This is a genomic window from uncultured Piscinibacter sp., assembly GCF_937952055.1.
Taxonomy (GTDB): Bacteria; Pseudomonadota; Gammaproteobacteria; order Burkholderiales; family Burkholderiaceae_C; genus Piscinibacter.
In genome coordinates, this window is the sequence record NZ_CALFYO010000022.1 from 95,381 (window position 1) to 118,207 (window position 22,827).

The 22,827-nt window shown below is 69.7% G+C and carries 24 protein-coding genes; 14 read left to right on the top strand and 10 right to left on the bottom strand.

The window, feature by feature from the left end:
* The first annotated feature begins 162 nt into the window (after nucleotides 1–162).
* Nucleotides 163–1,479 (top strand): DUF1015 domain-containing protein, encoded by a 1,317-nt coding sequence (locus tag Q0599_RS19270; RefSeq protein ID WP_298833064.1) that lies wholly within the window; start codon nucleotides 163–165, stop codon nucleotides 1,477–1,479.
* Here the strand turns inward: Q0599_RS19270 and Q0599_RS19275 are convergent.
* A complete protein-coding gene (locus Q0599_RS19275; RefSeq protein WP_298833067.1) occupies nucleotides 1,452–1,754 on the bottom strand; it encodes a hypothetical protein in 303 nt (100 codons plus the stop codon). The two genes, Q0599_RS19270 and Q0599_RS19275, sit on opposite strands and share 28 nt — an antisense overlap.
* 94 nt (nucleotides 1,755–1,848) lie before the next feature.
* Between Q0599_RS19275 and Q0599_RS19280 the strand changes: the two genes are divergently transcribed.
* Nucleotides 1,849–2,187 carry a hypothetical protein gene (locus Q0599_RS19280; RefSeq protein WP_298833070.1) on the top strand — a complete coding sequence of 113 codons (339 nt, stop codon included), beginning with the start codon at nucleotides 1,849–1,851 and terminating at the stop codon, nucleotides 2,185–2,187.
* On the opposite strand, the gene Q0599_RS19285 is transcribed toward Q0599_RS19280, so the two are convergent.
* The 7 genes from Q0599_RS19285 to Q0599_RS19315 all read right to left on the bottom strand — a co-directional run bounded on the left by Q0599_RS19285 (nucleotide 2,168) and on the right by Q0599_RS19315 (nucleotide 9,184).
* Nucleotides 2,168–2,404 carry a hypothetical protein gene (locus tag Q0599_RS19285; RefSeq protein WP_298833073.1) on the bottom strand — a complete coding sequence of 79 codons (237 nt, stop codon included), beginning with the start codon at nucleotides 2,402–2,404 and terminating at the stop codon, nucleotides 2,168–2,170. The two genes, Q0599_RS19280 and Q0599_RS19285, sit on opposite strands and share 20 nt — an antisense overlap.
* Nucleotides 2,405–2,722: 318 nt before the next feature.
* A complete protein-coding gene (locus tag Q0599_RS19290; RefSeq protein ID WP_298833077.1) occupies nucleotides 2,723–4,144 on the bottom strand; it encodes a hypothetical protein in 1,422 nt (473 codons plus the stop codon).
* Nucleotides 4,145–4,393: 249 nt separating this feature from the next.
* Nucleotides 4,394–5,233 (bottom strand): hypothetical protein, encoded by an 840-nt coding sequence (locus Q0599_RS19295; protein ID WP_298833079.1) that lies wholly within the window; start codon nucleotides 5,231–5,233, stop codon nucleotides 4,394–4,396.
* A gap of 40 nt (nucleotides 5,234–5,273) precedes the next feature.
* Nucleotides 5,274–6,350 carry a hypothetical protein gene (locus tag Q0599_RS19300; RefSeq protein ID WP_298833081.1) on the bottom strand — a complete coding sequence of 359 codons (1,077 nt, stop codon included), beginning with the start codon at nucleotides 6,348–6,350 and terminating at the stop codon, nucleotides 5,274–5,276.
* 31 nt (nucleotides 6,351–6,381) lie between these two features.
* Entirely contained in the window at nucleotides 6,382–7,026 is a 645-nt protein-coding gene (locus Q0599_RS19305) for a hypothetical protein (RefSeq protein ID WP_298833084.1), read from the bottom strand.
* Between the two features lie 52 nt (nucleotides 7,027–7,078).
* Nucleotides 7,079–8,134 (bottom strand): L,D-transpeptidase, encoded by a 1,056-nt coding sequence (locus Q0599_RS19310; protein WP_298833086.1) that lies wholly within the window; start codon nucleotides 8,132–8,134, stop codon nucleotides 7,079–7,081.
* Nucleotides 8,135–8,446: 312 nt separating this feature from the next.
* On the bottom strand, nucleotides 8,447–9,184 hold the full coding sequence (locus Q0599_RS19315; protein ID WP_298833089.1) for a Crp/Fnr family transcriptional regulator: 738 nt from the start codon (nucleotides 9,182–9,184) through the stop codon (nucleotides 8,447–8,449).
* A gap of 308 nt (nucleotides 9,185–9,492) precedes the next feature.
* On the opposite strand from Q0599_RS19315, the gene Q0599_RS19320 reads away from it, so the two are divergent.
* Nucleotides 9,493–11,121, top strand: a complete 1,629-nt coding sequence (locus tag Q0599_RS19320) for a mechanosensitive ion channel family protein (RefSeq protein ID WP_298833092.1) — start codon at nucleotides 9,493–9,495, stop codon at nucleotides 11,119–11,121.
* Nucleotides 11,122–11,123: 2 nt separating this feature from the next.
* Here Q0599_RS19320 and Q0599_RS19325 read toward each other — a convergent pair whose 3' ends face one another.
* Nucleotides 11,124–11,489: an SH3 domain-containing protein gene (locus Q0599_RS19325; protein WP_298833095.1), complete on the bottom strand. Its 366-nt coding sequence runs from the start codon at nucleotides 11,487–11,489 to the stop codon at nucleotides 11,124–11,126.
* Nucleotides 11,490–11,950: 461 nt separating this feature from the next.
* Between Q0599_RS19325 and Q0599_RS19330 the strand changes: the two genes are divergently transcribed.
* From Q0599_RS19330 to Q0599_RS19345, 4 genes are all read left to right on the top strand, one after another.
* Nucleotides 11,951–13,399, top strand: coding sequence for a phosphatidylserine/phosphatidylglycerophosphate/cardiolipin synthase family protein (locus Q0599_RS19330; RefSeq protein WP_298833098.1), 1,449 nt, complete (start codon nucleotides 11,951–11,953; stop codon nucleotides 13,397–13,399).
* A gap of 28 nt (nucleotides 13,400–13,427) precedes the next feature.
* Complete coding sequence (locus tag Q0599_RS19335; protein ID WP_298833101.1) at nucleotides 13,428–15,272, top strand: hypothetical protein; 1,845 nt, start codon at nucleotides 13,428–13,430, stop codon at nucleotides 15,270–15,272.
* 80 nt (nucleotides 15,273–15,352) lie between these two features.
* On the top strand, nucleotides 15,353–15,766 hold the full coding sequence (locus Q0599_RS19340) for a hypothetical protein (RefSeq protein WP_298833104.1): 414 nt from the start codon (nucleotides 15,353–15,355) through the stop codon (nucleotides 15,764–15,766).
* Nucleotides 15,763–16,887 carry a hypothetical protein gene (locus Q0599_RS19345; protein ID WP_298833107.1) on the top strand — a complete coding sequence of 375 codons (1,125 nt, stop codon included), beginning with the start codon at nucleotides 15,763–15,765 and terminating at the stop codon, nucleotides 16,885–16,887. The genes Q0599_RS19340 and Q0599_RS19345 overlap by 4 nt, the downstream gene beginning before the upstream one ends.
* A 76-nt stretch (nucleotides 16,888–16,963) precedes the next feature.
* Here Q0599_RS19345 and Q0599_RS19350 read toward each other — a convergent pair whose 3' ends face one another.
* Nucleotides 16,964–17,752, bottom strand: coding sequence for a hypothetical protein (locus Q0599_RS19350; RefSeq protein ID WP_298833110.1), 789 nt, complete (start codon nucleotides 17,750–17,752; stop codon nucleotides 16,964–16,966).
* Between the two features lie 56 nt (nucleotides 17,753–17,808).
* Here Q0599_RS19350 and Q0599_RS19355 point away from each other — a divergent pair, with 56 nt between their 5' ends.
* The 7 genes from Q0599_RS19355 to Q0599_RS19385 all read left to right on the top strand — a co-directional run bounded on the left by Q0599_RS19355 (nucleotide 17,809) and on the right by Q0599_RS19385 (nucleotide 22,818).
* Nucleotides 17,809–18,240 carry a hypothetical protein gene (locus Q0599_RS19355; RefSeq protein ID WP_298833112.1) on the top strand — a complete coding sequence of 144 codons (432 nt, stop codon included), beginning with the start codon at nucleotides 17,809–17,811 and terminating at the stop codon, nucleotides 18,238–18,240.
* A gap of 84 nt (nucleotides 18,241–18,324) precedes the next feature.
* Complete coding sequence (locus Q0599_RS19360) at nucleotides 18,325–18,633, top strand: hypothetical protein (RefSeq protein WP_298833115.1); 309 nt, start codon at nucleotides 18,325–18,327, stop codon at nucleotides 18,631–18,633.
* A gap of 11 nt (nucleotides 18,634–18,644) precedes the next feature.
* Nucleotides 18,645–20,069 carry a TolC family protein gene (locus Q0599_RS19365; RefSeq protein WP_298833118.1) on the top strand — a complete coding sequence of 475 codons (1,425 nt, stop codon included), beginning with the start codon at nucleotides 18,645–18,647 and terminating at the stop codon, nucleotides 20,067–20,069.
* 15 nt (nucleotides 20,070–20,084) lie between these two features.
* The gene (locus tag Q0599_RS19370; RefSeq protein ID WP_298833120.1) at nucleotides 20,085–21,500 is read left to right on the top strand and encodes a copper oxidase; all 1,416 of its coding nucleotides are present in this window, start codon (nucleotides 20,085–20,087) and stop codon (nucleotides 21,498–21,500) included.
* A gap of 16 nt (nucleotides 21,501–21,516) precedes the next feature.
* Complete coding sequence (locus tag Q0599_RS19375) at nucleotides 21,517–22,023, top strand: cupredoxin family protein (RefSeq protein ID WP_298833123.1); 507 nt, start codon at nucleotides 21,517–21,519, stop codon at nucleotides 22,021–22,023.
* A 1-nt stretch (nucleotide 22,024) separates the two neighbouring features.
* Nucleotides 22,025–22,510: a DUF411 domain-containing protein gene (locus tag Q0599_RS19380; RefSeq protein ID WP_298833126.1), complete on the top strand. Its 486-nt coding sequence runs from the start codon at nucleotides 22,025–22,027 to the stop codon at nucleotides 22,508–22,510.
* Between the two features lie 20 nt (nucleotides 22,511–22,530).
* Complete coding sequence (locus Q0599_RS19385) at nucleotides 22,531–22,818, top strand: copper-binding protein (RefSeq protein WP_298833129.1); 288 nt, start codon at nucleotides 22,531–22,533, stop codon at nucleotides 22,816–22,818.
* Nucleotides 22,819–22,827 lie beyond the last annotated feature (9 nt).

Genomic DNA, 22,827 nt, shown 5'->3' on the forward strand with positions numbered 1-22,827 from the left:
ACACCAATCCCTAGGACGTTCTCACACGGGCCCGGCCGGTCGCCGTCACTCGCGAACGTCCGTCACCCGTCGACCCACAGCGGGCATCGGCTGCCAGGCTGTGTCGCAGCAACTCCATCGCGGGCATCGCCCCGCCGCTGATGTGCGGCATGATCGCCACCCATGGCCACTGACCCCTGCTTCCGCTCCCCGCATCTCTTGCTGCCCCGTGCGGACATCGATCTGCAGCGCTGGAGCGTGATCGCCTGCGACCAGTACACGAGCGACCCGGGCTACTGGGAGCGCGTGGCAGGCCAGGTGGGCGATGCGCCGTCCACGCTGCACCTGATCCTTCCCGAGGTGTTCCTGGCCAGCGCGGACAAGTCCGCCCGCATCGCGCGCATCCAGGCCACGATGCGGCGTTACCTGGCCGCGGGACTGCTGCGCGATCACGCCGGCGCCGTGCTGGTGGAGCGCAGCCTGCCCGACGGGCGTGTGCGCCGCGGGCTGATGATGGAACTGGACCTGGAGCACTACGACCATGCACCCACCTCGACCAGCCTGATCCGACCCACCGAGGGCACCATCGTCGAACGCATTGCTCCGCGGGTGGAGGTGCGCCTGGGTGCCGAGTTGGAGCTGCCGCACATCCTCGTGCTGATCGACGACCCCCAGGGCACGGTCATCGAACCGCTGGTGGCGCAACGTGCGCGCCTGAAGCCGCTGTACGACACGCCGCTGATGCTGGGCGGCGGCCGCGTGGCTGGCCTGGCGCTGGATGCCGGCGCGCAGGCGGATGTGGTGCAGGCGCTGCAGGCGCTGGGCCATGGCGCCGCGTTCGCTGCGCGGCACGGCCTGCCGCCCGACGCGCCGCCCATGCTGTTTGCCATGGGCGACGGCAACCACTCGCTGGCCACCGCCAAGGCCTGCTGGGATCGCATCAAGGCCACCGCGGGGCCCGACCACCCCGCACGCTGGGCGCTGGTGGAGGTGGAGAACATCCACGACCCCGCGCTGGAGTTCTCGCCCATCCACCGCCTGCTGATCGGCGTGACCGGCGACATCCGAGAGGCGCTCTCGGCGCATTTCGGCACCCGGCTGCGCATCCTGGAGCAGCCCGATGCGGCGGCGATGCGCACCGCGCTTGCGGCACTGCCGCGCAGCCAGCATGCCGCCGGGCTGGTGCAGCCGGGTGGTCGTCATGCGCTGGTGGTGGTGGCGGATGCACCCGCCGCGCAGCTGGACGTGGCCACCTTCCAGGGCTTCGTGGATGCGCTGCTGGCCCAGGGAGGTGCACGCGAGGTGGACTATGTGCACGGCGACGACGCACTGGCGCAGCTGGCGAGCGAGAAGAACTGCGCCGGGCTGCATCTGGCCACGCTGGGCAAGAGCGAGTTGATCGGCCGCGTGGCGCGCCACGGTCCCCTGCCGCGCAAGAGCTTCTCGATGGGCGAGGCCGACGAGAAGCGCTTCTATCTCGAGGCGCGGCGCATCCGATAGCTGCCCCATCCGCCTCGTACCGGGCTGCCCACGCGACAGGCGACGCCGCTGAAGCGGCGTGACTCACCGCCTGTGTGGGGCGCTGCCTCGGGCTGCGCGGCGCTGTCGGAGTGCATGAAGACGAGCACCTCGTCGTGTCGTCGCTCGGGAAACCGGGCCCGGCGGTGTGCTGCGTGGTGGCGCACCGCGCAGGTCTGGCCGCGGCGCTCGCAGTAGATCGCGTCGTTGAGCACCAGGTCGTCGGGGCTCACGCTGTCCGTCGCCGCCAGCGCCATCGGGGCCTCGAGCAGCGGCTGCGGCAGCGTCGGCCTCGGGGTGGACCACGCTGCGCAGTGCCTCCTCTTGCCAGAAGTCGCGCACCGCGCTCGCATGTGCGACCCGGTCAAGCCGGTGCATCCGAGCGGGCAGGTGCCGCCCATCGCGCGGGTCGTGGGCGTGGCTGTGCACCCGCGGCGGGCCCGGCCACCGGTTCAGAAGCGGGCCATCGTGCGAACCCCGATGCTCTCGCGTTTCGTCGCCAAGGGCGGCGAGGTGGGACCGCTCGAACGCGGTGTGGCCCATGAAGCGGGGCCGACCGTCGGCCACGCCTTTCGCGCCACCCAGCTGGCACAACGCCTGGGCGGCACCACGCGCCGCCGCGTGCAGGGCGTCGAGCAGTGGCGCGACCGGCCGAAGAACTGGGCTGAACTCAGCCCGTGTTCAGCATGACGCCGCTGTTCAGCACCGTCATCGACCCATCGTCGCGCGCGTCGATCGGGTCGCCGCTGGCCAGGCGGTACTCGGTGACGCCAGTCGGCAGCCAGCGCTCCTGTCCGTCGTGGATCGACTCGTCGTGGCGCATGCGTTCGTAGGCGCAGACCTTGTATTCCTTGCCGTCGCTGCCGCGGGCATGAAAGCTGTCGATCAGGTGGAGTTTCAGGTCCATCGTGGTCTCCGGTGAATGGTTCAGCGGGTCCGGCCCATGACCGGGAGACTCCACATCCTAGGCCCGACGGGGCTGCCTGCAATGCCATTCGTCAACGATGGGAGCCAGGCCGCGGCTTCGGCGGCATGCTGCGGCTGCCATCGGGCATCGGGCGCGGCGACTGCCCGTGCCGGCTCGCCGACGTCGTCCATGCGCAGGTCCGGAGGCGCTCGCGCGCCTCGCGCAGGCCGCGCCAGCCGGGCGGCGGCTTGAACGCGAGGCCGGCGGCGATGCTGCGGGGCCTGTGGGTGACCATGCTGTCGATGCCGGCGTCGAGGGTCAGACAGGCCACTCGTGCACCGGCATGCCGCTGCGCTGGTGCTCCAGGTAGTCGGCCGTCAGGCGGAAGACGTCGCGGTGACGCTCGTGATGGGCGATCTGCCAGGCGGCGCCATTGCGCCGGGTGCGCAGGCGCACGGCCAGCGTGTCCATGTATCGATCGATGTCGGCGGAGACGATGCCCTGGCGCTGCAGCCCTTCGCGAGCCACCGGCAGCAGGTGCTCCAGCAGCTCGACGGCGCTGGTCTCGCGCCCGTGCAGCCAGGTGAGCCGAGCATCGAGCCCGTCGCGGGCGGCGCGATAGAAGTTGTCGCGCGCCTGGGCAAACGGGAGCGCCGCCTCGGGCGGCGCGACCGCGGCCGCCAGCATGTGCACCGCCCCATAGTAGAAGGCGGCGTTGGCGAGCATGTCGGGCACGCTGGGGCCTGCGGGCATGACGCGCTGCTCGATGCGCAGGTGCGGTGCGCCGGCGTCGTCGAAGCCGATCAGCAGCCGGTTCCAGCGCCACAGCGTGCCGTTGTGCAGCCGCAGGTGGGCGAAGGATTCGGGCGGCGCGTCGCTGAGCATCGGCAGCAGCACCGGATAGTGCGCCTCGTTGTCGGCGAAGACCTCGGTCGGGTCGGCGCCCAGGTAGCCGTGGCCGAAAGTGACCCGGCGCAGCTCGGGGTGGGCGTCGTCGCCGCAATCGACGGCCTGTTCGAACAGGGGCACACGCGTCTCGTGCCAGAGCCGCTGGCCGAACAGGAACGGCGCATTGGCTGCCAGCGCCACCAGCGGTGCGCTCAGCAGCACCGAGGCATTGAGGTGCCGCGCCACCTGCGACGCCGGCACCTGCAGGTGCACCTGGAACGAGGTGGTGGCCGCCTCGAGCATCACGTCCGCGTGGGTGGTGACGAGGTGATCGTGCGAACCGCTGATGTCCAGCGACAACGGCCGGCCGCCCCGCATGTGCAGCACCTCCCGGTTCAGCGCCACGTAGCGGTTGGACGGCGTCATGTGGGCCAGGTTCAGGTCGGCCTCGCGCAGCGTGGGCAGGGTGCCGATCGCCACGACCGTGGCTTCGTCCTCGTGCGCCGTGGCCACGCACTGTTTCCACGTGGTGGCCAGTTCGGCTTCCAGGGCGGACAGGCCCCGACCCTGCAGTGGCTGGGGCGTGCCGTTGAGCTCGATGTTGAAGCGCGACAACTCGGCCACCACCAACGGGCTGTCCAGCCGTGCCAGGAAACGCTGGTTGCATGGCGCGGGGAAGAGATTGCGGTCGACCAACCAGGCCTCGAGTTCGAAGCCGGCCGTGCGCGCGTCGCTCGCGAAACCGCCGGCACGAAAGCAGTCGCGCGCCAGGCGCGTCTCCGCGGCCAGGCGTCGGGCGAACTGTTCGCGGTCCGCGGCGCTGAAGGCGCTATCGGCGATCTCTTGTCCCATGGCGGGGTGGGCGTGGGTGCTGCAAGCATCATGGCCGACGACGGCGCCGCTCGGGATTGATGGCTGTCAATCGTGCGGCGTCGTGGTGGTGAGCGCGAGCGCTCAAGTCTCTGGGCAGGCGAAGCTCGTGCCGAGCGACATCAGCGTCGCCTCGCCCTGGCTCAACAGGCAGGTGGCTAGCCGTTTCGGTGTCCTGCTCTCCATGATCCGACCCGACTGCTGGCAATGGACGAGTGGCTGCCGATCCGGTCAGGTGCAGTTTCCTTCGTACAGGAGATGAATGGCCTGGATGCGACCGTCGGCCGTGACGGCCTGCACGCATTGACGCGTGCTTGCGCTCCACCACGTCGAGAAGGACCTGCTGCCCGACTTGTAGCCGCCCATGCTGACGAAACCACGCCGATGAAGTGCGTCGTCGGCACTGCTGCCGCGCGAGCCCACGAGATCGTTGAGGTTGACGAAGGCGGCGTGTCCGCTGTGATGGCCGTACGGCGAGCGGTAACTCGTCTCGGCGTCGCGCTTCTGCTGGCCGGCATGGAAGCCGTCCACGTACGACGGCGAGCGGTTGTAGTCGTGATAGGGCTGGTGGTACAGGCCATCGCGGTAGCCTCGCTCGTACTCAGCGACCTGCTGTTCGTTCTTGTGCTTTTCCTGATCGCGCTCGTGCGAGCGATGGGCGAGGGCTGCGACGCCCAGCAGCGCGGCGGCGCCGAGGGCCACCTTGGCGCCCGTGCTCATGCCGCGGTCCTTGGACGCTTCGGTGGCCGGCTGTCGATTGCAGTCGGTCGCCAGCGCCTCGACGATGCTCGTGGCCCGCCTGTCCACATAGGCCACGCGTGCGCACAGGTGGTCCTTCTGCAGCCACCAGTACTGCCATTGCTTGCTGCCACGCTGGTCGGCGTGGACATAGGAATAGCCGCGCGCGTGGAGCTGCGATTGCGTGTGATCGTAGGACTGGTACACGAGGTCGGACAGCGCCGCCACGGGGTTGGCCTGCTGCGCCTGCAGCGGGGCCGCGACGAGCGAGCCGCACAGCAGTGCCACGCCGGCGCGCTGCCGTGTCCGGCCGAGAGTCCTGCAAGAGGTCATCGTGGAGTCTCCTTGAGCGGGGGTGACGGTGGGGCAGGCATCAGCGCGTCGCGGCCCAAGGCGGGTGCTCGAACATGCGCGCGGCGCCGGCAGGCGGGTGGAACTGATGGATCTCGTCGTTGCGGAAGTAGCGCCAGAAGGCGGCCTCGAGGGCGTGGTCATGGAACACGAGGTCGCCGCGCGCCTGCGCCGCTTCGGCGAGCGTGCGCAGAGCATCCAGCGGCTCGGGCCCGCCCTGCTGGAAGCCGACACGGCCGCCGTGGCGCTCGAACAGCGCGCGGTGGATCTTCCACTGGCGCACGAAGAGGACGGCCACCTGCTCCCGTGCCGCGCGCTCTTCGGCGTCGTCGGTCCGCTCCGGGGTGATGCCGCGTGCGCGCAGCGTGGCGTCGACGTCCCGGAGGTACGCGTCGCGCTCCGCGTCCGTGACACCAATGCCTCGCTCGGCCGCAAACCGGTCGGTCAACCGCTGCATCACGACCACGCGCAGTTCGTCGGCCTCGCGCGTGTGCACCGCGTAGCCCTGCACCGTCGCGGCGACCGGCAGACTGCGGTCGCCAAAGGCCGCGGGCGGCACCGGGCGGCCGTCGCGGTACGAGGCGAACCCGGCAATCAGCACCGGCAGCGCGGCCGCGTCGTGCGCCGCTGCCGCCGGCACCGTCGTCGGGTTCGCGGGGTAGCGCCGCCCGTCGAAGGCGAGCTCCACATCCCGGGCCGGCAGGCCGCCACCGGCCACCCGCACCACGAGATTCCTCCAGCCGTTCGTCTGGCGCGGGGCCAGCCGCACCGGCGGACGCGTCACGCTCGTCTGGCTCACGACGCGCCAGCCCTGCGACACGCGTGCGAACACCCAGAGCGGGCACCCGCCCGTCCCACACACCATCGGGCTCGCCACGTAGGCGATCCGTTCATCGCGACCGTCGCCGTCGAGATCTGCCGCGGCGCCGAACCAGTGCGCGTCGGACTCGTCCTGCATGGCATCGCGGATCGCGATGCCGAGATCGGGATCGGGGGGGGCTTCAGTCGATGTGGTTGCGACTGCGCAGCCGGCCAGGACGATCGGGACCAGCCACACCGCCGCACGGGCCCGAAGCATCGGATCGATGGCCTGGCGCATTCGTGCCTGCGTGGACCGGTTCGCGCCGGGCTCAGCCGCCGAAAACGACTGCCTCGGGGATCTCGTAGCGCTCGTCGCCGGCCCGGATCATGTACAGATCGGCCTCTTTGGTGGCCTTGAACCTCATGTTGCCGTCTGCCTGGCTCAGGTCTGCGCCGATGGCCTTGCCCTTGTCGAAGAAGACCGCGCGCGTGTGGCCATCGGGCCGTGTGATGACGACCGTCGCAGATCCGCCTGGGTCGCGTGCCACAGCCATCTGGCACTGGCCCATCGGCTGGCCCCGATGCTGGGCGCAGGGGATCGGGCCACGCGCGTCGAACAGGCCTTGGCCGGCACGTTCCGAGTGCGCCGGCCGGCCGCTGGCGGCCGGCGTGCCGGCGGTGCTGGCGGTGACCGTGCACACGCCGTTCGCCCGGCGCGGACCGGTGAACGAGACCAGCACTTCGTTCCCGTCGCGTGCGATCGAGTAAATGACCTTGTCGTGCTTGGCCTCGTAGCTATCGGCGTTGATCTTGCGCACGCTGGCCTTGTGGCCGTTGACGCGCACCGTGCCATGGCGGTCGGCATCGACGTTCACGCTGCCGGGGCACTGGGCCGTGAACAGCGGCACCGCTGCGCCCGCGGCTCCGCTGGCGAGCCCGGCGGCAAGCGACACGATGAGTGCACTCCACTGCATGAGGATCTCCTTGTCGATGGAAGGTCAGCACGATGACGTGCAGGCCTGGCATTCAGGTCTCGGGCGGCTGGTTGGTGACCACCGTCATCGGCGCGCCAGTCGTGTCCGGCAGGATCGGTGCGTCGGTCACGACGAGCGCGGACCCCGGAGCGAGCGCCGGTCTCAGGGCATCGAGAAAATCCTTGGGCAAGCGCACCCGGCTGAAGTCTTCCGCGGTCAGTGTGCGACCGGCGTCCCCCGCGTGGCCCGGCACCGCCACGCCGACCCAGCGCAAGCGGCCACCGGTGGCGGAGCCTGTCGCGGCGTCGTGGGCATGCGCGATGAAGGCGTGCGTACCGAACGGCTGCGGCGGGTTCGTGATCGTGACGCGGGAGCGTCCGATCTCGATGCCGCCACGCATCACGATCACCCGCGCATCGGCACGGCTGACGACCAGCGACACAGGTCCGTCCGGAGCGTTCTGCGGCGACCAGCGGAAGTGCTCCTGATCGGACAGTCGCGGCTCGTGCTCGACGGTCCCCGTGCGCGGGTCGATCGGCGAGATCGGCAGCGGATGGCGCAGGTCGAGCGGCGTGCGCTCGCCCTTGGCGACGACGACCGTCATCCCCAGCGGGCTGACTTCGAACAGCTTCTCGGCGAAGCCTGACGGCAGGTGCACACAGCCGTGCGATGACGGGTAGCCAGGCAGTCCACCGGCATGCAGCGCCACCCCGTCCCACGTCAGCCGCTGCGTGTAGGGCATCGGAGCGTTGTTGTACTTGGAGGAGCGGTGATGCTTGTCCTTCTGCAGCGTCTGGAACACGCCGACCGGTGTCCGGTGGCCCTTCTTGCCGGTGCTGATCGTCGTCGTGCCGATCAGTACGCCGTTGCGGTATGCGTATGCGACTTGCTGGTCGAGATTGACGACGACCAGGACGGGCCCCTGCGGCGCCTCTTGAGCGCTCCACACCCACTGGCCAGGCTTGAGTTCGTCGGACGGAGTCTCGACGGACCGCGATGCCTTGTCGCCCCAGAATGGGACGTTGGCCAAGGCCGGGGCAAGCGGCAGCCCGGTGGCCAGCGCGGCCAGCAGTGTGCGGCGGTGCATCTTCGTCGCGAACTGCATCATGGCTTCTTCCTCGGCTGTCGTCCCGGAGCGGCCATGAGGGAGGCCGCCGTCCGGCGTGTGGTCGCCCGGGTCCCTTGCGAACGGTCCGCATGGCTGGCTTCCTCTGCGAAGCCCGGGTGGGCGGTGTGCTCGGGCGACGGCATGCTCCCTACCGGAGGGGAAGAGCGCCGCCATTCTTTGCGAGGGAACATCCTTCCAACTAGCAAGCGCTTGACAGTCGTTCGTCCTGCCGGAGCGTCGGCCGCCACCCCGTCGACGCCGCGCGAGTGCTTGGGATCCGCCGCCCACCGTTGGCGGCGGCGCGTGCCGCTGCTAGCGGGTGCCGTGCGCCGTCGGTTCCGCGATCGAGCGCAGGCGCGGCAGGTCGAGCAGGGTCACGCCGCCGTAGCGCCACTGCACGAGGCCGTCATGGACCATTTCGCGGACCAGTGCCGCGGCGGTCTGTCGCGAGACACCCAGCATCTCGCCGATCCGCTCCTGCGGCAGGCGCAGGCCGATCGAGACGGTTTCGTCGTCTTGGTCGGCACCGGTGGAGGCCGCCAGGGCCAGCAGCAGCCGTGCCACGCGCGAACGCAACGGCTCGAACAGGAAGTCGGACAACTGGTCGACCGTGAAGCGCGCCCGCGACGTGATCTCACGTGCGATGGACTCCCACAGTTCCGGTGTGCGCGCGAGCTCGGCGCGGACGGCAGCGACGGGAATCGCCAGCGAAGTGACCGGCTCGTCGGCCACCACGTCGTTGGACATCGGGCTGCCGTCGACCAGCGATCCGACGCCGAACAGCGCAGCGCCCGGCCGGGCGATCGCGAACACGACGGTTCGGCCTCCCGCCGCCGAGAGGCTCACATGGACGGTGCCCTCGACGACGAGATGCACCGCGTGCAGGCGGTTGCCGCGCGACAGGATGGCCTGACCGCGTCGATGCTTCGACGGGCGCGAGGCCTCGGCGAGACGGCGCACGGCCTCCGCCGGCCAGCCCATGAAGGGCGGCACTGCGGCGATCGCGCATGCGCGCGAGCCGGCTTCCGCCCAGCGAGCCGGCGTCGCCACCTCGGCCCGCGGCACTGGCCGTCGCTGATTCGGTGCTGTGAGGCGTCGGGAGTCCGGCGGTGTCGTCTTGGTACTGCTCACGTCACGAAGCCATCGAAGGGCCCCTCGGGCCTGTCGGACGATTGTCAAGCAATTGCTAGTCTGCCCGGCAAGCCATCGCCAGAATCGCTCCTCCTGCGAAGTCAGCAGCCAGGTGCTGCAGTGCTCGCGTGCGCCGGCACGTCGCCGGCAGCGTGGCTGCGTACCCGCGATTCATGAATTTCTTCCAGATGCTCCCTAGGATGGGGGCCCGGCTGCGGCCCACAGCGGTGAGTGCCCTGCTGGTCGCCCTGTGCGGCGGACCGCTGTGGGCACCCGTGCAGGCACAGCCGGCGGCGGCGTCCCCGCCTTCGTCCGCCGCGGCTTCGGCGGCCGCAGTGGGAACGGCCTTCGACGTCGTCACCGCAGCGCCGGTGGAACTGGGCGCCCCGGACTCGCCGCGTGCCTCGCTGGCGCACTATTTCGAGGCCGTGCGCACCGGCCGCTGGGACCTCGCGACCCGCTATCTGGTGCTTGAAGCCTCCCAGCGGCCGCGGGGCCCGGAACTCGCCCGTCGTCTGAAGGCGGTGATCGACGACACCGGCTGGATCGACCTGGAGACGGTGTCCGACTCGCATGCCGGACATGTTGGCGACGGGTTGCCGTCCCACCTGGAGGAGGTGGCGCGCTTCACCGTCGATGGGCGGAACGAGGCGCTGCGCATGGTGCGGCGCAGCGATGACCAGGGGGCGCATTGGGCCTTCTCGGCCGCCACCGTCGCGCGCATCGACGCGTGGTACGGAACGTTGCCGGACCGTTGGCTGCGTGAGCTGTTCGTCAGTTCGGGTTTCGAGTTCATGCTGCTCCCCGGTCCGCTGGAACTGCTGTGGTGGCAATGGTTCGCCCTCGTGGCGCTGCTGCTGCTGGCCTGGCTCGTCGGCAGCCTGCTGGGACGTGCGACGCGCTGGCTGCTGCGCCAGGTCGCCGCGCGGACCCCCAGCCTCTGGGATGACGAGTTCGTCGCCAGCATCGCCGGCCCACTGTCGCTGGCCTGGGGCCTGATGGTGCTGCTGGTGGGCTCGCGGCACCTGCTGCTGCTGCGGCCCGCCGCACGCCTGATCGACGGCCTGACGACGGCAGGCATCGTGTTCGCCCTGTTCTGGGCGTTGTGGCGCGGCACGGGCGTCGGGGCGCGGCAAATGCTCGATCGGCCGTGGGCGCGTGACAGCGCGTCGGCGCGCACGCTGATCTCGGTCGGGGGCAACCTCGCGCGAGGAGCGATCGTCTTCGGGGGCATCCTCGCCGTGCTGTCGGCGCTGGGCTATCCGATCGGTACGCTGCTCGCGGGCCTGGGCATCGGCGGGCTGGCGCTGGCCTTCGGGGCCCAGAAGACGATCGAGAACCTGTTCGGCTCGGTGTCCATCGCCGTCGACCAGCCTTTCCGTGTCGGCGACCTCGTCAGCGTCGACAGCGTGACCGGCGTGATCGAGAACATCGGCCTGCGCTCGACGCGGCTGCGCACGGCCGACCGAACGCTGATCAGCATGCCGAACGGCAAGCTGGCCGATCTGCGCATCGAGTCCTACGCGGCGCGCGACCGCTTCCGCTTCACGACCACCATCGGCCTGACCTACGGTGCCACGCCCGAGCAGATCCTCGAGGTGTGTGCAGGTGTCGAGCGGGTGTTTCGAGAGCATCCACGCGTCTGGCAGGAGGTCGTGGATGTCCACTTCGCCGGTCTCGGCGAGAGCACGCTCGACATCACCGTGCTGGCCTGGTTCGAGGTGCCGAGCTGGGCAGAGTTTGTCGACTGCCGCGAGGAAGCCTTGCTGGCGATCGTGCGGGTGGTGCAGCAGGCCGGCGCCGACTTCGCCTTCCCGACACGCACCGTGCACCTCGTCAGCGCGGCGCTGCGCTGAGCTCAGCGCTGGCAATACCCTTCCGCCAGATACCGACCCGCAACCCAGCCGGTCACGCCCTGGTACTCGATGCGGCACCAGCGGGGGTTCTCGCGCAGGCGTTGCTTCCGTTGCGCCGGCGTCAGTTCGCTGAACTCCTGGTACGTCAGGCCCCCCTGGCAGCCGAGATTGCGAATGCAGCTGCCGTCGTGGGGAATCGAGCCGATCTTGCGCGCACGCGCACTCGGTCCGGTGCGGATGTTCAGCACGTCGTCCGGCGCGACATCCCGCACGACGTAGTGGTCGGGACCGTCGGCGGTGGCGGACGCCTGGGCTGCGCCGAGCGCCAGTCCGATGGCAATGAGCCGCTGTGCAGCCTTGATTCGCATGTTCCTCGATCTCCTCGACGGACGGCCCTGCAGCCGTCGCGGAGCCACTGAGCAGCCGAGGGGCGATGGGCGTGCCTGCAGCTGAGCGACGCCGGCTGGCCGGTGGGAAGACCCACGTGGGCGCGAGGGGCGAGATTGTCAAGCGCTTGCTAGTTCTCGCCGTCGGGCACTGGCCAGAATGACCGCCAGCAGCAGAGAGGAGGCTCGGGGATTTCGTGTGGCCCCGGAAGAAGCATGGCCATGCATCGGGTGCCCCTGACGGACCCTGCCGAACGCCCCCAACCGCCGTGCGCACGCCCATGCCGGCGGTAGGCGAGGTGCGGCCTCGGGCCGTGCTGCGTCCGTACCGCGCAGCGGCATCGCGCGCCACGAGCTGGGGGGCGCTGATGATTGCGGCTGCAGTCTCGCTCGCGGCCTGTGCGACACGGGTGCCGGCGCCGAAGCCGATTCCGTCCCAGGCCGTGGCCCCGCGTGCCGACAGTGTGTTCACGGCCGCCGAGGAGCAGACTCGAACGCGCCACGGGGAAGACGTCTCGGGCTTCCACCTGCTGCATGACAGCCTCGACGCGCTGACCTGGCGTCTGGTGGCCGTCGACTCCGCGCGCTATTCGCTGGACCTGCAGTACTACGTCTGGTTCGGCGACAAGGTCGGGCAACTGCTGCTGGCGCGCGTGATCGCTGCGGCCGATCGCGGTGTGCGCGTGCGCCTGCTGTTCGACGATCTGAACACCCTGCTGCACGACATGGGGCACGTCGAGCTTCGCGATGCGATGCTGGCGCAGGTCGACGGGCACCCCAACATCGAGATCCGTGTTTTCAACGGCTGGCACGAACGCTCGCTGCTCGGCCGTGCCGCCGAGGCGGTCTGGGACTTCCAGAGGCTCAATCGCCGCATGCACAACAAGCAGCTGATCGCCGACAACCGGGTGGCGATCATCGGAGGTCGCAACATCGGGGATGAGTACTTCGGGCTCCACGAGGCGTTCAACTTCCGCGACCTCGATGTGCTCGGCATCGGTCCGGTGGCGCGGCAGGCCAGTGTCGTCTTCGACCGCTACTGGAACAGCGACTGGGTGCGCGGCGTTCCGCGGGGCGCGCCGTCGACCGTCGACCCCGTGGCATCGGAGGCCGAGCGCGCGGCACTGGCGCAACTCGAGGCCGACGGCCGCCTGCGCCGCATGCTCGAGGGCCGGCGTTCGTGGACGCTGGAGATCGAGAGCCTCCCGGCGACGCTGCATCCCGGGCGCAGCGTCGTGCACACCGACTCTCCTTCGCGCGCGGCACGGGTGCACAACCACATGCCCGAGGCCTTCCGCGAACTGCTGCTGACGGCACAGCGGGAGGTGCTGATCACCAACGCGTACATCATCCCCGACGCGGCCTTTCTCGACGATCTGCGCACCCTGAGCGGGCGAGGTGTCAAGGTGCGCATCCTGACCAACTCGCTGGCGTCGCACGACGTGCCGGCCGTGAACAGCCACTACGAGGCCTGGCGCCGGCCCCTGCTCGAGACGGGGGCACACCTGCATGAATTGCGCCATGACCCGGCGATGCGCAGTCGGGTCGTCGACCTGCCGTCAGCGCGTGGAGGATTCGTCGGCCTGCACACGAAGGCGATGGTGATCGACCGACGGCGCAGCTTCATCGGGTCGATGAATCTCGACCCGCGATCGGAGGTCATCAATGCGGAGATGGGCGTGCTGATCGACAGCGAGCCACTTGCGCAGGCGCTCGCCGACGGGATGGAGCTCGATATGCACAGCGCCAACAGCTGGCGCGTCGATTTATCCAGGCAGGGCACGCTGCGCTGGACCAGTGACGCCGGCACGCTGACGCAGCAGCCCGCGCGCACGCCCTGGCAGCGCGTCGAGAACCTGTTCTTCAAGCTCTTTCCTCCCAGCCTGTACTGACCCCGTGCCGTCCGTCGCTCGAGCCCCAATGACGCACTTGAACCTCACTGCCACGCTCCGCGCGGCGCGCCGTCCGCTGCTGCTGCTCGCCACCGCACTGGCGGCTGGCTGCGCGAGCTTCGAGCCGCAGCCAGGCCCCGGCCCCGAGCCGGAGGGCCACTACGCCGATCTGACGCTGCCGGTCATCGCCTTGGGCGACACGCAGGAGCACGAGTCCACCGGCTATCCGCTGCACGACAACGACAGCGCTGTCGACGCCTACGTGGAGGTTGCCCAGCGACCGCCGGAGCAGCCTCTGTTCGGCCGGCGAATCCTCGAATGGGTCCTGCGGCGGCATCCGGGAGCGCCGGTGATCCACCTCGGCGACGTCCTCGACCTGTCGTGCCGTTCGGAGGCCGCACGCATCGGGCACATCTTGCGCGACATGGACGGACCCGGCGCGATCCTGCCGGGCAATCACGACGGACTGATGTTCGGCATCTACGGCTATCGCATCCTCGATGCGGTGCTCGACCCGGACGCCAGGCGCTGGAATCATGCCTGCCGGCGCGGCGCCGCTCCTGACGACACCCAGCGCAAGTCGTCCAGCGAGGCGTTGAGCAAGCGCGACTTCATCAGTCTGTACCTTGCCCAACAGGCGGGTCGATCGCAGGGTGCGCCGGGTCTGCCCGTGCCTCCGGCACACGGCGGGTTCCGCGTCAGTTGGCGCCATCCCGACCCGCAGGCGTTCGTCTCCGCCATCGAGGCCAACCTGCTCGACGGCTACGCCTATGCGGACTCGTTCCTGGCACAGCGCCTGAAGATGCCCCGCGCGCCGGGAGCGACGCGCGACGTCATCGTCATCGGTCTGGACACCAACCAGGCCGGCTCATTGGTCAGCACCTGGGACACGATCATGGGCCGCAGCCCAGGCAGCATGGGCCACGTGCACTTCGAGCAGATCACGGCTGTCACGAAGTGGGTGCTCGAGGCCGCGCGCAACGGCGACATCGTGGTCTTCGCCGGCCATCACAACTGGCGATCGCTCGGCCTGCCGACACGCCTGATGCTGCGCAACCTCATGTCCAACCTGCAGCATCCGCTGGTCTACCTGTCGGCCCATACGCACCGAGGCTTCTGGGCCACGCACCGTGCACTCGACAACCGGCCGCTGCTCGAGCTGAACGTGAGTTCCCTGTCGGACTGGCCGATCGCGTATCGTCGCATCAGCTTCGCCTATGACGAGCGCGCCGCGCGGCTGCTCGTGCGCGGCGAGCTGATGCCGAACGCCGATCGTCCGATACACGATGACGCTGGCCTGCTGGCGGCCTGGGAAGCAGAGGCCTGCGCGCGGATCGGTCCCGAACCCGATGCGTTCGTGCGCTTCGATCGGGAGGTGGTGCAACGGCAGCGCGGATCGCGCGGCAGTCTGCTGGAGTGGCTCGTCGAGTCGCTCGCGGCAGTCTGCGAGACCTGCGAGCAGCCGCTGTACCAGCACGCACAGGCCTACCAGGACGCGATGCTCGACACGATCCTGCAACTCGCCTCGCACCTGGGTACTCGGGCGCATGCCCTGCACGAGGTCCAGCTGCCGGCGTGGTGCGGACCGTCGGACTTCCACGACTGTGCGCAGCTGCTGAAGGCCGAGCAGCCGGCGGACTTTGCCGCGCACGTGGCGTTGTTTCGACGCAAGGCCCAGCTGGTGGACATGCTGGGCAGCCATCTCGACGACCTGAAATCCCCCCAGGCGGAGGCGTACATGACGTGTCGCGCCGTGCAGGCGGCCAGGATCGACTTCGAGCTCACCGACGACGCGCGCAACAGCCACCGCGGAGAGGCCAAGCGACGATCCGAGCAGTTCTTCCGCATCGAAGCCAGCGTCGGCAACGAGTGATACGGCGAGGGCCCCGCCGCGACTGGGCCTCGGTAGAGGGAGCGACCGTTCCGGCCGCTCGGAACAAGGGGGACGAAGTGATGAAGAAGTTCTGGCGCCCGCAGGCCATGGCGCTCCTGACGGTCCTCGCGATCGGTGCCATTGCCGCCGAGCAGGGCACGTCCCAGCCGCTGACCGCCTGGGAGCGCTTCAAGGCATACGCGCACCAGGAGAAGGGGGTCGCCGTGCAGGAGGGCAGGAAGCTGATTGCCGCCACCGACCGGCGCATCGCCGAGATGAAGAAGCAGGCGCAAGGAGCGAACCAGGAGGCCAGGAAGGCCATCGAGGCCGACATCCGGGCGCTGGAGCTGAAAAGGAAGGAGGCGCAGTCTCAGCTCGACAGGCTGGCCAAGTCTTCGGCGAATGCCTGGGACGCGACCAAGGAGGGCTTCGCCAACGCGTACCGCGATCTGCACCAGGCATACGACAACGCCGTGAGCGCCGACAGCAAGTGACCCCGCGTGAGCTGGCGCTGGCGGGTGCCGTCGCCTGGTGCTGCGCCGGGTGCGCTCCGGTGGGACTGCTGCCGTACCGCGCCGACCAGCCGCCGACGGTGTCCCTGCCGCTGGCCCTGGCCGGCGTGCGCGACGAGAGGGCCGCCTTTGCCGAGCTGTTCGAGCGCGAGTCCGGCACGGCAGAGCGCAGTGAAGACGCGGACCGCACCCGCTGGCTGCACCTCGCGCCTGCGGCGTCGACCGCACCGCGGCCCGACCTCGCGCGGCTGCGGGCCTCGTTCGCTGCGCGTGCGCCGGCGACCGTCGTGCTGGTCGTTCCCGGACTGTTCGGCGACTGCGTCGGCGCGCAGTCCGTGCCGTTCGGCGACGGTGTGCTGCGACCGCCACCGGCCGACGTTGCCGCGCCCTATCGGCAGTACGCGGACCTGGGCCTGCGCGCCATTCAACTGCTGGAAGTGCCGGGGCGCGCTTCCTCGGCCGCCAACGGCCGCCTGCTGGCCGATGCCATCCGCGCCGAGAGCGCGCTGCCCGATCGTCGCCGCCTCGTGCTGGTCGGCTACTCCAAGGGGGTGGCCGACCTGCTCGTGGCGCTGGCCATCCTGCAGCGTGAGGGCGGCGTGCCTGCCAGCGTCGTGGCGGTGGTGTCCGTGGCCGGTGCGGTGATGGGCTCGCCGCTGGCCGACCGCTACGAGGCGGCTTTCGACGCCCTGTCACCGAGGGTGACCCCGTTCGACTGTACGGCGTCCCAAGGCGGCGAGATGGGCAGCCTGACGCGCCGCGAACGCATCGCCTGGCTGGCCGCGAACCCGCCGCCTGCCGGCATCGACTACTACTCGATCGTCGCGCACGCGCCGCTCGATGAGCTGGCGCTTCCGCTGCGTGCGACAGCGCGCCAGCTGGCGGCCTTCGATCCGCACAACGACGGCCAACTGCTGGCATTCGACGCCATCCTGCCGCGCAGCACGCTGCTGGCCGAGGTCCGGGCCGACCACTGGGATGTCGCGCTGCCGCGTGATCGCCATCCCAATCCGTTGGTGCGGGCACTGACCTCGGGGCGCCGCTATCCCCGCGAGGCGTTGTTCCGGGCGATCGTGCAATGGGTCGTCGGGACGTCGCGGTGAGCGAGGTCCGCCTGGCACATCCCCAGGTGACCGGGGCCTCCTCAGTTCGCCCGGAGCGCCTCGCGTCGACCTGCTGTCAGGACGCTGCGGGTCCGACGGGCATCGTGCCCGCGGCCAATGCGCGGATGCGCCCGGTGATCGCCGGGTTCAGCAGCGCGCCGCGACGCTGCAAGGCTTCCAGCATCGCCAGCGCGGCTTCGGGCGTGCGCTCGTAGCCCGGCATGACCCGCGGCAGGTCGGCCGCCAGCGCAGGCTGGCGGACCTCGACGCGCCGCTCGCGGTTGAAGGGGTCCGCGCCGGCGGCAGCCCGCTGCCGCAGCGCATCGAGCTCGATCAGCCGGTCCACCGCGTGCGACTGCACCATGCGCGCCGCCGACAGCTTCTCGCCGCGGTGCCAGCGCTGCAGGCCGACGAGCAAGCAGCTCAACGCTTCGCCGACGATCCAGGTCTCGTCCGGCAGGCGGTCATCGGGCAGGACCCGGCGCGGCTCGGCGATGCGCTCGTCCACGCCCTCGCGCTTCCAGACGACACGCCCAGGCGCGAACGGGATGCGGTCGAGTTCATTGGTCTCGAACACGGCGAATTCGCAGAACACGCCGTCGTCCATCAGCGCCTTGTGGCCGTCGGCGGTGTTGCGGAAATGCCAGGTGACCGGGTGCGCCGCCGCCAGCCAGTCGAGGCGCTCGACGTAGCGCGCCTTGTGGCCGGGCTCGACGATGGCGAAGAAGTCGAGGTCGGAAAAGCGGTCGAGGCGGTCGGTCTGGCGGCCGATGGAGCCGAGCGCGATCAGCGCCAAGGCGTGGCCGCTGTCGCGCAGCGCCAGGCCGATCTCGTCGATGCGTTTCAGAAGCAGGGCGGGCGTCATGGGGGTGATTTTCGTCGCGTGAGGGGGGCAATCGGGCTTCGCGGTAAAGTACGGGTATGCGTTCGCTGTGGCGTGTCCTGTTGCTGTGCCTGATGGCGGTCGCCCTGCCGGTGCAGGGCTTCGCCGCGGCCGGCATGCAGCATTGCCAGCCGATCCACGAGCGCACGCAGACGGTGACGGCGCCGCACGCTGTCCACCACGGCGATGCGCATGCGCATCCCCATGACACCGCGTCGGCACCGCAGACGCACGACGCCGGCGGCGGCGCAGTCGACCATGCGCCGGTGGCCGAGAAGTCACATGCCGTCGCTGCTTTTGCCAAGTGCAGCGCCTGTGCGGCTTGCTGCGTGGGGCTGGGATTGCCGGCCAGCGCACTGCAACTGCCGCAACTTCCAGCCGTGGGCCCGCAGCCAGCGACGATGCCCATGGAAGCAGCCGCCTTCCTGACCGGCGGCCTGGATCGACCACCCCGACCCTTCCTCGCCTGAACGGCCGGCGCGTTCCGCCGGCACGCCCGAGCTTCGCCCATCCGCGACCGCGGACGGCCCCGATGCGTTCCTGCGAGGATTCCGATGATCGATCTCATTCGTGGCGGCCTGGTGGCGGCCGCCGCCTTGTCCGCCGTGACCACGCTGCCGGCGCAGTCCGTGCGTGCCGCGCCCGACCCACTCGACGCCCGTGCCGTGGTGCCGCCGTCGACCTACGCATCGACGCTGGCGAACCACCGCAGCGCCGGCGAGCTGCGCGTCGACTCTTGGAAGGATGCGAACGAGCGCGTCAACCGCATCGGCGGCTGGCGCGCCTACGCCCGCGAGGCGGCCCGGCCCGAGCCGGCCGCATCACAGCCTGCCGCCATGCCTGCGGACATGCAGAGGCACTGAGGATGGGCCGCATGTCATCCTTCCCCTGTGGTCGGCGAGCGCGACTCGCCCTCGCGATCCTCGCCGCGACCTTGCTCGCGGGGTGTGCCTCGTTCTCGCCGGATGGCGGCTTCGCCAGCGTCGAGCAGACCGCGAAGGAGCGGCTCGGCAAGGAGGTCCACTGGGCGCGCAGCGAGGCCGACCGCGAGGCGATCGTCCGGCGTGTCGACGAGCTGCTCGCCAGGCCGCTGGCCCTGGACGACGCGGTGCAGCTGGCGTTGCTCAACAACCGTGGCCTGCAAGCCTCGTTCTTCGAACTTGGCATCGGCGAGGCCGATCTGGTGCAGGCGTCCCGCCTGCCCAACCCCGGCTTCGCGTTCGGCCGCCTGACCCAGGGCGACGAGATCGAGTGGGAGCGAGGGCTGCATTTCGACCTCGCCCGCTTGCTCGCCCTGCCGATGCGGCGCGAGATCGAGTCGCGCCGCTTCGCGCAGACCCAGGGCATGGCGGCGATGGCTGTGCTCACGCTCGCCGCCGACACGCGCAAGGCCTGGGTGCAGGCGGTCGCGGCGCAGGAGACGGTGCGCTACAGCACCCAGGTGATGCAGGCCGCGGAAGCGAGCGCCGAACTGGCCCGGCGCATGGCGCAGGTGGGCAACTTCAGCAAGCTGCAGCAAGCGCGCGAGCAGTCGTTCTATGCGGAGGCCGCGCTCAACCTGGCGCGCGCCCAGCAGGCGCAGCGCAGTGCGCGTGAACGGCTGACGCGGCTGCTCGGACTGTGGGGCGACCAGACCGCGTACCGCCTGCCCGAGCGTCTGCCCGAGCTGCCGGACGCGCCCAGCGAGCTGCCGGACGTCGAGCGCATCGCGCTGGCGCAGCGGCTCGACGTGCAGGGCGCGCGCCTGGCCACCGCGCAGACGGCGAAGAACCTGGGCCTGACGCGTACCACCCGCTTCGTCAACGTGCTCGAGTTCGGCGTCATGCGCAACAGCTCGAACGAGGCCCCGGTGCAGCGCGGCTGGGAGATCGGCTTCGAGCTGCCGTTGTTCGACTGGGGCACGGCGCGCGTCGCACGTGCCGAGAGCGTCTACCGGCAGTCCCTCGAGCACGCCGCCGAGACGGCGATCAACGCGCGCTCCGAGGTGCGCGAAGCCTATGGCGCCTACCGCACGGCGTGGGACGTGGCGAAGCACCACCGCGACGAGATCGTGCCGCTGCAGCAGCGCATCGCCGAGGAGAACGTGCTGCGCTACAACGGCATGCTGATCGGCGTGTTCGAACTGCTCGCCGACGCGCGCGTGCAGATCGCCAGCGTGAACGCCGCCATCGACGCGCTGCGTGACTTCTGGATCGCGCAGGCCGACCTCGACATGGCACTGATCGGCAAGCCCAGTCTCGAGGCTGCCGCGGCCATCTCCGTCAACCCGCCTGCCGAAGCCGGCGGCGCGGGGCACTGAACCGCAGGACTACCCATGGTCTCCCGACGCAACTTCCTCTCCGGCGCCAGCGCGATCACCGCCGCCGCCAGCGCCGCGGCTGTCAGCAAGGTGGCGATGGCCGCCTTGCCCGAACCGGTGCTGCAGACCAGGCCCGACACCATGCCGCCGCTGTCGCCGTCCAGCGGCCGGCCCTACAACCCCGTCGTCACGCTCAACGGCTGGACGCTGCCCTGGCGCATGAACAACGGCGTGAAGGAGTTCCACCTTGTGGCCGAACCGGTGGTGCGCGAGATGGCGCCCGGTTTCAAGGCACATCTGTGGGGCTACAACGGCCAGAGCCCGGGGCCGACGATCGAAGTGGTCGAAGGCGACCGCGTGCGCATCTTCGTCACCAACAAGCTCGGCGAACTGCACAGCGTGCACTGGCACGGCCAGCGCCTGCCCAATGGCATGGACGGCGTCACCGGCCTCACCCAGCCGGGCATCCCGCCGGGCAAGACCTTCGTCTACGAGTTCGTCGCACGCCGTCCCGGTACCTTCATGTACCACCCGCATGCCGACGAGATGGTGCAGATGGCGATGGGCATGTACGGCTTCTGGGTCACGCACCCGAAGGCCAGGCACCCCCTGATCGACGCGGTCGACCGCGACTTCTGCTTCCTGTTCAACGCCTTCGACATCGAACCGGGCAGCTACACGCCAAAGGTGATGACGATGCTCGACTTCAACCTGTGGGCCTGGAACAGCCGCATCTTCCCCGGCATCGACAGCCTGAACGTGCGCCACATGGACAAGGTGCGGCTGCGCATCGGCAACCTGACGATGACCAACCATCCCATCCATCTGCACGGCCACGAGTTTCTCGTCACCGGCACCGACGGCGGGCCGACGCCGAAGAGCACGCGGCAATACGAGGTGACGACCGACATCGCGGTGGGCCAGATGCGCCAGCTCGAATTCATCGCAGACGAGGAGGGCGACTGGGCCTTCCACTGCCACAAGAGCCACCACACGATGAACGCGATGGGCCACGGTGTGCCGACGATGATCGGCGTCGATCACAGCCAGGTGGCGCGACAGATCACCCGGCTGATCCCCGACTACATGGTGATGGGCGAGCGTGGCATGAAGGACATGACGGAGATGGAGATGCCCCTGCCCGACAACACCGCAGCGATGATGGCCGGCCAGGGGCCCTTCGGCGCGGTGGGCATGGGCGGCATGTTCAGCGTGCTCAAGGTGCGCAAGGAACAGAAGCGCGGCGACTACGGCGACCCGGGCTGGTTCAAGCACCCGCCCGGCACGGTGGCGTATGAGTTCACCGGCACCTTGCCCGACCCGGCGCGCTTCCAGGCCGAGGGCGGCGGTTCGATGGCGCCGCTGGCGCGGCCGCAGAGAGACGTCGAGGTGAAGGCGCGCAAGCCCACCGGCGGGCATGACAACCACTGAACGAGGAGCGACGTTGATGAATGCGATGAAGTTTTTCGCCCCCGTGCTGATCGCGGCCGCATCCACGGCCGTGCTGGCGCATGGCGATCAGGACTCCGCGAAGCATCCGGCGGCCATGGCCAAAGAGCAGAAACCCTGGGGCATCGTCGGCGACGCCAAGGAGGTGCGCCGCAGCATCGAGGTCGGCATGGGCGACGACATGCGCTTCACGCCGTCTCGCATCGAGGTCCGACAGGGCGAGACGGTGCGCTTCGTGATCCACAACCGCGGTCGGACGATGCACGAGTTCGTCCTTGGCACGAAGAAGGAACTCGACGAGCACGCCGCGATGATGATGAGGTTCCCCGACATGGAGCACGACGAACCGTACATGGCCCATGTCGCGCCAGGCCGGACGGGTGAGATCGTCTGGGCCTTCAACCGCGAGGGCGAATTCGACTTCGCCTGCCTGATCGCCGGCCACTATCAGGCCGGCATGGTGGGCAAGGTCGTCGTTGCCGCCACCGCCTCCAGGAGCCAATGAGATGGACACACCACGCAACGAACGCCTTCGCCGCGAACGCCGGCTGCTGGGCCTGGCCGGACTTGCCGCCCTGATCGTTCCCGCCTGGGCCGTCGCCCAGGCGCCGACCTTCCTTGCCGACGTCTGGAAGAGCCCGACCTGCGGCTGCTGCAAAGACTGGATCGCGCACATGGAGGCCAGCGGCTTCCGCTTCCGCGTGCACGAGGTCGGCAACACCGCGATGCGCGAGCGCATGAGGATTCCGCTGCGGCTCGGCTCCTGCCACACCGCGGTGATCGGCCGCTACGCGATCGAGGGCCACGTGCCGGCAAAGGACGTGCTGCGCCTGTTGAAAGAGAAGCCCGACGCGATCGGCCTGACCGCGCCGGGCATGCCGGTCGGTTCGCCCGGCATGGACGGTCCCGAGTACGGCGGCCGCCGCGACCCCTACGACGTGCTGCTGATCGCGAAGGACGGCAGCACCAGCGTGTTCAGTTCCTACCGTTGACTCAATCCGAAAGGCTCACCATGAAGAAACTGCTTTCCAGCCTGCTGCTCGCATTCACCACGGCGCTTCCGGCGATCGCGTCGACCGATCTGACCGACGCCGAGGTGCGCAAGGTCGACAAGGACGGCGCCAAGCTCACGCTCAAGCACGGCGAGATCAAGAACCTGGACATGCCGGCCATGACCATGGTCTTCAACGTCAGGGACAAGGGCGTGCTCGAGCAGGTGAAGGCCGGCGACAAGGTGAAGTTCAAGGCTGTCAACGAGTCGGGCAAGTACGTCGTGACCGAGATCCAGGTGGTGCGCTGAGGCTGCGGA

Excerpts from the sequence above, each read along its gene's own strand:
- Q0599_RS19380 (WP_298833126.1), top strand. The coding sequence starts at position 22,025 with ATGGACACACCACGCAACGAACGCCTTCGCCGCGAACGCCGGCTGCTG.
- Q0599_RS19355 (WP_298833112.1), top strand. The coding sequence starts at position 17,809 with ATGCGTTCGCTGTGGCGTGTCCTGTTGCTGTGCCTGATGGCGGTCGCC.
- Q0599_RS19290 (WP_298833077.1), bottom strand. The coding sequence starts at position 4,144 with ATGGGACAAGAGATCGCCGATAGCGCCTTCAGCGCCGCGGACCGCGAA.
- Q0599_RS19305 (WP_298833084.1), bottom strand. The coding sequence starts at position 7,026 with ATGCAGTGGAGTGCACTCATCGTGTCGCTTGCCGCCGGGCTCGCCAGC.
- Q0599_RS19335 (WP_298833101.1), top strand. The coding sequence starts at position 13,428 with ATGACGCACTTGAACCTCACTGCCACGCTCCGCGCGGCGCGCCGTCCG.
- Q0599_RS19350 (WP_298833110.1), bottom strand. The coding sequence starts at position 17,752 with ATGACGCCCGCCCTGCTTCTGAAACGCATCGACGAGATCGGCCTGGCG.
- Q0599_RS19270 (WP_298833064.1), top strand. The coding sequence starts at position 163 with ATGGCCACTGACCCCTGCTTCCGCTCCCCGCATCTCTTGCTGCCCCGT.
- Q0599_RS19285 (WP_298833073.1), bottom strand. The coding sequence starts at position 2,404 with ATGGACCTGAAACTCCACCTGATCGACAGCTTTCATGCCCGCGGCAGC.
- Q0599_RS19340 (WP_298833104.1), top strand. The coding sequence starts at position 15,353 with ATGAAGAAGTTCTGGCGCCCGCAGGCCATGGCGCTCCTGACGGTCCTC.
- Q0599_RS19300 (WP_298833081.1), bottom strand. The coding sequence starts at position 6,350 with ATGCGCCAGGCCATCGATCCGATGCTTCGGGCCCGTGCGGCGGTGTGG.
- Q0599_RS19275 (WP_298833067.1), bottom strand. The coding sequence starts at position 1,754 with ATGGCGCTGGCGGCGACGGACAGCGTGAGCCCCGACGACCTGGTGCTC.
- Q0599_RS19310 (WP_298833086.1), bottom strand. The coding sequence starts at position 8,134 with ATGATGCAGTTCGCGACGAAGATGCACCGCCGCACACTGCTGGCCGCG.
- Q0599_RS19360 (WP_298833115.1), top strand. The coding sequence starts at position 18,325 with ATGATCGATCTCATTCGTGGCGGCCTGGTGGCGGCCGCCGCCTTGTCC.
- Q0599_RS19370 (WP_298833120.1), top strand. The coding sequence starts at position 20,085 with ATGGTCTCCCGACGCAACTTCCTCTCCGGCGCCAGCGCGATCACCGCC.
- Q0599_RS19280 (WP_298833070.1), top strand. The coding sequence starts at position 1,849 with ATGTGCGACCCGGTCAAGCCGGTGCATCCGAGCGGGCAGGTGCCGCCC.
- Q0599_RS19385 (WP_298833129.1), top strand. The coding sequence starts at position 22,531 with ATGAAGAAACTGCTTTCCAGCCTGCTGCTCGCATTCACCACGGCGCTT.
- Q0599_RS19375 (WP_298833123.1), top strand. The coding sequence starts at position 21,517 with ATGAATGCGATGAAGTTTTTCGCCCCCGTGCTGATCGCGGCCGCATCC.
- Q0599_RS19365 (WP_298833118.1), top strand. The coding sequence starts at position 18,645 with ATGTCATCCTTCCCCTGTGGTCGGCGAGCGCGACTCGCCCTCGCGATC.
- Q0599_RS19325 (WP_298833095.1), bottom strand. The coding sequence starts at position 11,489 with ATGCGAATCAAGGCTGCACAGCGGCTCATTGCCATCGGACTGGCGCTC.
- Q0599_RS19295 (WP_298833079.1), bottom strand. The coding sequence starts at position 5,233 with ATGACCTCTTGCAGGACTCTCGGCCGGACACGGCAGCGCGCCGGCGTG.